Below are 5,093 nucleotides of genomic sequence, written 5' to 3' on the forward strand. Positions count from 1 at the left end.
CTGAGCGTGGCGACCAAGCTTCGCCAGGGGCACCGGCGGGGCCGGTTCACCACGTGGCTGCACGTGGTGGCCCTCAACAGTGCGCGCTCGACGTACCGCCGGCTGAGGAACCGGGCCGTGCCCTCCGACGTGCTGCCCCTGGAGCGTCCCGACCCGCGCACGACCAGCGTCATCGCCGGCACCCGGCTCGACCTGCTCGAGGCGATGGAGACGATCGAGGACGGCCGCCCGCAGCTGGTGGAGCCGCTGCTGCGGGGCGACGCGTGAGCCTGCCGGAGCACATCCGGCGGATGTGGGACGGCGACCGGGCGTCCCGGGCGCTCGGCATGACGCTGGTCTCGGTGTCGCCGGGGCGGGCCGAGGTGTCGATGCCCGTGCGCGAGGACATGGTCAACGGCCACGCCATCGGCCACGGCGGCCTGACCTTCACCCTCGCCGACTCGGCGTTCGCCTTCGCCTGCAACTCCCACGGCCCGGTGACGGTCGCGCACAGCGCGTCGATCCGCTTCCACGCCCCCGTGCGGCTCGGCGAGGTGCTGACGGCGGTCGCGGTCGAGCGGGAGCGCGAGGGCCGCCGCGGCGTGTACGACGTGGACGTGCACGCGGGCGACCGGCTGGTGGCCACGTTCGAGGGGCACGCGACGCAGACGCGCACGGGGGACGGGTCGTGAGGGGGCGGGTCGCGGCGCTGGTCGCCGTCGCAGTGCTGGCCGCCGGGTGCTCCGGCGGCGACGACGACGCAAGCGAGCGGACCACCGGCGCGGGCACGACCGGGAGCAGCCCCGCCGGACCGTCCGCGTCGCCGGCGCCCGACCTCGACGCGGCGCTCAGCACCCCGGTCGAGGACTCGTTCTACCCCGACGTGGGCGACCCCGGCGTCGACGCGCTGCACTACGACCTGAAGCTCGACTGGGCGCCGACGCGGCGCCGGCTCTCCGGGACCGCCACCATCACGCTGCGGGCCACCGCCGACGCCGACCGGCTCCGGCTCGACCTCGGACCCCGGATGCGCCCGAGCGCCGTCACCCTCGACGGCCGGGACGTGCCCTTCACCCACCCCGGCAAGGACCTGCTCGTGGAGGCGGCCGTCACCGCCGAGGAGCGGCACGAGCTCGTCGTGGAGTACGCCGGCCGCCCCGGCCCCGTGCCGGCACCCACGCGCCGCAGCGACTTCTCCGTCACCGGCATCACCGTCACCGACGCCGGCGAGCTGTGGACCATGCAGGAGCCGTTCGGCGCCTACTCGTGGTACCCCGTCAACGACCAGCCCGCCGACAAGGCCCTCTACGACGTCAGCATCACCACCGACGCGCCCTTCCGCGGCGTCGCCAACGGCGAGCTCCTCGACACCTCGACGACCGACGGGCGCACGACCACGCGCTGGCACCTGGACTCCCCCGCGTCGTCGTACCTCACGACGATCGCCGTCGGGGACTACCGGCACGACAGCGGCACCACCGGCAGCGGGCTGACCGTCGACTACTGGGTGCCCCGCGGCATGCCCAGGGTGCTGTCGCGGCTGCGGAAGGCGCCGCGCACCGTCGACTGGATCGAGGAGCGCCTCGGCCCCTACCCCTTCAGCACCCTCGGCCTCGTCGTCACCGACTCCGAGAGCGCCATGGAGACCCAGACGATGATCACCCTCGGCACCAACGCCTACGTGCTGTCGGAGCCGGTGATCATGCACGAGATCGCGCACCAGTGGTACGGCGACCTGGTCAGCCCGTCCGACTGGCGCGACGTGTGGCTCAACGAGGGCATGACGATGTACCTGCAGGGCCGCTACGAGGCCGACCTGGCCGGGCTGCCGGCGAGCGAGGCGCTGGCGTCGTACGAGCAGGCGTGCCGCGCCTCGCTCGCCGAGGCCGGACCGCCCGGCGACTACGACCGCGGCAGCTTCGGGGCCGGCAACATCTACTACTGCCCCGCCCTGATGTGGGACGAGCTGCGCAAGCGCCTCGGCGAGGATGAGTTCTGGGCGGTCGCCCGCAGCTGGCTCGAGGAGAACGCCGGCACCTCGGTGGGCCGCGAGCAGCTCTACGACCACTGGGAGGACGCCACGGGCCTGGAGCTCTCGTCGTTCTTCGACAGCTGGATCACCGGGGAGACCATGCCGGAGGTCACCCCGGAGCAGCCGCTTGCGCCGTGAGCGAACTCCCTTGCCGCCCGGCGAACCGCCCCCTGAGTGTGGGCCCATGCGACTCCTCGTGCTCGGTGGCACCCGGTTCCTCTCCCGTGCGGTGGCGGCCGAGGCGGTGGCGCGCGGGCACGCCGTGACCTGTGCGTGCCGCGGCGTCTCGGGCGCGCTGCCCGACGGGGTCGAGCACGTCGCCTGGGACCGCGCCGACGAGGCACCCGCCGCGATCAGCGACGCGTCCTGGGACGCCGTCGTCGACGTGGCGCGGCTGCCCTCCCACGTGCGCCGCGCGGTGGCCGCGACCCCGGACGCGCACTGGGTCTTCGTCTCGACGATCAACGTCTATCCCGACGACGACACCCCCGGCACGCCGGCGACCCTGCGGCTCCACGAGCCGCGCACCGACGACGCCGACCTCGCCACCGACCCGGACGCCTACGGCCCCATGAAGGTGGCGTGCGAGCAGGTCGTCGCGGAGGGCGCGACCTCCAGCATGTCCGTGCGGCCCGGGCTCATCTCAGGGCCCGACGACGGCAGCGGCCGGTTCGCCTACTGGCCGTGGCGGCTCGGGCGCGGCGGCGAGGTGCTGGCCCCCGGCTCCCCCGACGACCCGGTGCAGATCATCGACGTGCGCGACCTGGCCGCGTGGATCGTCGACAGCGCCGAGCAGCGGCGTACCGGCACCTACGACGGCGTCGGGGAGCTGCTGGAGATCCGCGACCTGCTGGCCCAGGTGGCGATGGGCGTCGGCTTCGAGGGCACCTTCACCTGGGTCGACCAGGAGTTCCTGGCCGACCAGGGCGTCGAGCCGTGGGCGGGCGACGACGCGATCCCCCTCTTCCTCCCCCGCCCCGAGTACGACGGCATGATGGCCCACGACCCCACCCCCTCGTTCCAGGCGGGGCTGGTCGTGCGGCCGGTCGCGGAGACGGCGCGCGACACCCTCGCCTGGTTCCGCGCCACGCCGGACGCCGCGCGCAGCGGGCTCTCGCCGGAGGCGGAGGCGCGGGTGCTGGCGGCCTGGCACGCGCGGGCGTAGGTCTCGATACACCTCGCTCGTCCCTCGCGAGGCACTCGACCACCGGCATGCCTCGCTCGGTGGTCGAGTAGCGAGCGTATCGAGACCTCCACCGACCGCACCGCGCTCGAAGTCACGGCAGATGTCCGCGGGGCCCCACGCGGGTTGCTTCTTCCCGCGTGGGGCGCGGGCTCGCCGCCACCCCCCTGCGACGACACCTGTCACACCATCAGTTCGTCGGGAAGAAGGCCCAGCGCTCGTGCACCTCGGGGGTGCCCGCCGGGCCACCGGCGGGTGAGGTGCCACCACCGATCTGCGTCGTGTCCGAGCCCACCCACAGCCCCTGGCGAGGCGACTCGGGGCCGGTGACCACCAGAACCTGCCCACCGAATCCACGTTGCTTCCAGGGATCCCACTCCAGCACGGCGCCGGTGCTCGGGTTGATCGCCCCGATCCCTTCATGTGTCTCGGGTCCGAGCGACTTCTGGTGCCCCTGGACATACACGGCAGAGGCGGTGGCCACCGTGCTCAGCAGCGTGTCGCCGTTGGCGTAGGTGATCCACGCAGGCCGGCTAGGGCTGGTTGTCGCGGTGTTGAAGCGCGCCGCGGCGTCGCACAGGGTCAACCCACGGTCTCCGGTCAGCGGTCCCCCGCCGGTGGAGACGATGAAGAAGCCCGCTCCGTCCGGCGAGAAGTCCACGTCCCGCAGGTACGCGGGGCGTTTCGCGGACGCACCGCACGACTTGCTCAGGTGCGTGTAGTACCAAGGCGCAAGAGAAGCCGAGGTGGAACCCAGATTGACCATGAAGGCCCGCCACCGCGTCTGACCGTTGACGGCAGTGAAGTTGCCGACAGCGACCAGCTTCGACTTGTCGGGCGAGATCCCGAATCGCCACACGTCAGTGGGCCCGGCCGTGCTCGAGGTGGTGCCGCTGATGGACAGATTGATGTAGTTCAGATCCGCGCCGGTGGCGAGGTTCACCGCGGTGAGGCGCTTGGAGAACCTGCCCCCCACGATGAGTCGGCCGTTGGCCACCTCGAGGTCCTGCACTGTGCCGGTGAGCCGGGCGTTGAAGGCGGTGTCGACAGCTCCCGTGGCCGGGTTGATCTTGACCAGTCCGCGCCGGGCGACTCCATTGACCGCTGTGAACTTCCCCCCTGCGTAGAGCGACCTGCCGTCGGTCGCGAGCGCCAGTATGTCGCCGTCCACAGTGATGCTCAGCCCGGTGACAGACCCGTCGGTCATGTTGAAGCCGTAGAGGTTCTTGCGTGCATAGGTCTGGGACCGGTTCGAGCTCTTCACCTCGGTGAAGGCGCCACCCACGTACATCTGCCCACCGATGGGCACCGCAGCGAACGGAGCATTGCCGACCGTGATGCGAGGCGTGAAGTCGGCCGGATCCTCCGACACGATCCCGGCGATCGGAACCGGAGACCCCTCCGCCGGAACAACCAGGACGCTGACGCACGCTGCGGCGACACACGCCGCCAAGACGTTTCGGATCATCGCGGATCTCTCCTCCGTACGGGCTTGGGGATGCGCGCGGCCGGCACTCCGGACGGTGGCGTCTCCCGTCAGTGAGGGGCACCTGCGCGACTCGAGTCGAACACCCGTCCAGCTGGGAAGTCATCACCACAATTCGCGAAGTGGCCGACTTCGACGACCGGACGATCCGAGCGGTCCGATCCCAGAGATGGCTCGGGCTCCGACGGACCGTCACAGACCCGAGGAGCAGCCCGCCACCCCGACTCAGCACCAGCCGGCGTCTACTACGCCGACGACCCAGAGGGACGCCGCCACGTGTGGAGCAACCGCTCCTAGAACAGCAGCGCCGTGGCGGGGTCCTCGAGGATCCCGGCCACGTCGGCGAGGAAGCGCGAGCCCTTCTCGCCGTCGATGTGGCGGTGGTCGAACGACAGCGCCAGCGTGGTGATCTG

Annotated in this window: 5 protein-coding genes and 1 pseudogene; 4 read left to right on the top strand and 2 right to left on the bottom strand. The window is 71.8% G+C overall.

The window, feature by feature from the left end:
- From QZX64_RS11780 to QZX64_RS11795, 4 genes and pseudogenes are all read left to right on the top strand, one after another.
- Positions 1-267 (top strand): annotated as a pseudogene (locus tag QZX64_RS11780) (RNA polymerase subunit sigma-24); the annotation flags it as partial.
- Positions 264-671, top strand: coding sequence for a hydroxyphenylacetyl-CoA thioesterase PaaI (gene paaI, locus QZX64_RS11785; protein WP_295659995.1), 408 nt, complete (start codon positions 264-266; stop codon positions 669-671). The pseudogene QZX64_RS11780 and the gene paaI, both read left to right, overlap by 4 nt.
- On the top strand, positions 668-2,149 hold the full coding sequence (locus tag QZX64_RS11790; protein ID WP_295659997.1) for a M1 family metallopeptidase: 1,482 nt from the start codon (positions 668-670) through the stop codon (positions 2,147-2,149). Before paaI ends, QZX64_RS11790 begins: the two co-directional genes overlap by 4 nt.
- A 46-nt stretch (positions 2,150-2,195) precedes the next feature.
- Positions 2,196-3,176 carry an epimerase gene (locus tag QZX64_RS11795; RefSeq protein WP_295659999.1) on the top strand — a complete coding sequence of 327 codons (981 nt, stop codon included), beginning with the start codon at positions 2,196-2,198 and terminating at the stop codon, positions 3,174-3,176.
- Between the two features lie 208 nt (positions 3,177-3,384).
- Here QZX64_RS11795 and QZX64_RS11800 read toward each other — a convergent pair whose 3' ends face one another.
- Together QZX64_RS11800 and QZX64_RS11805 are read right to left on the bottom strand one after the other, a co-directional pair.
- Positions 3,385-4,662 carry a hypothetical protein gene (locus QZX64_RS11800; protein ID WP_295660001.1) on the bottom strand — a complete coding sequence of 426 codons (1,278 nt, stop codon included), beginning with the start codon at positions 4,660-4,662 and terminating at the stop codon, positions 3,385-3,387.
- A 311-nt stretch (positions 4,663-4,973) separates the two neighbouring features.
- On the bottom strand, positions 4,974-5,093 hold a 120-nt coding region (locus QZX64_RS11805; RefSeq protein ID WP_295660003.1), incomplete at its 5' end, for a 2-oxo acid dehydrogenase subunit E2.

Source organism: uncultured Nocardioides sp., from assembly GCF_902805925.1.
In the GTDB taxonomy this organism is placed as follows: Bacteria; Actinomycetota; Actinomycetes; order Propionibacteriales; family Nocardioidaceae; genus Nocardioides.

Bases quoted from the DNA above. Each gene is read 5' to 3' on its own strand.
- QZX64_RS11795 (WP_295659999.1), top strand. From the start codon at position 2,196: ATGCGACTCCTCGTGCTCGGTGGCACCCGGTTCCTCTCCCGTGCGGTG.
- QZX64_RS11800 (WP_295660001.1), bottom strand. From the start codon at position 4,662: ATGATCCGAAACGTCTTGGCGGCGTGTGTCGCCGCAGCGTGCGTCAGC.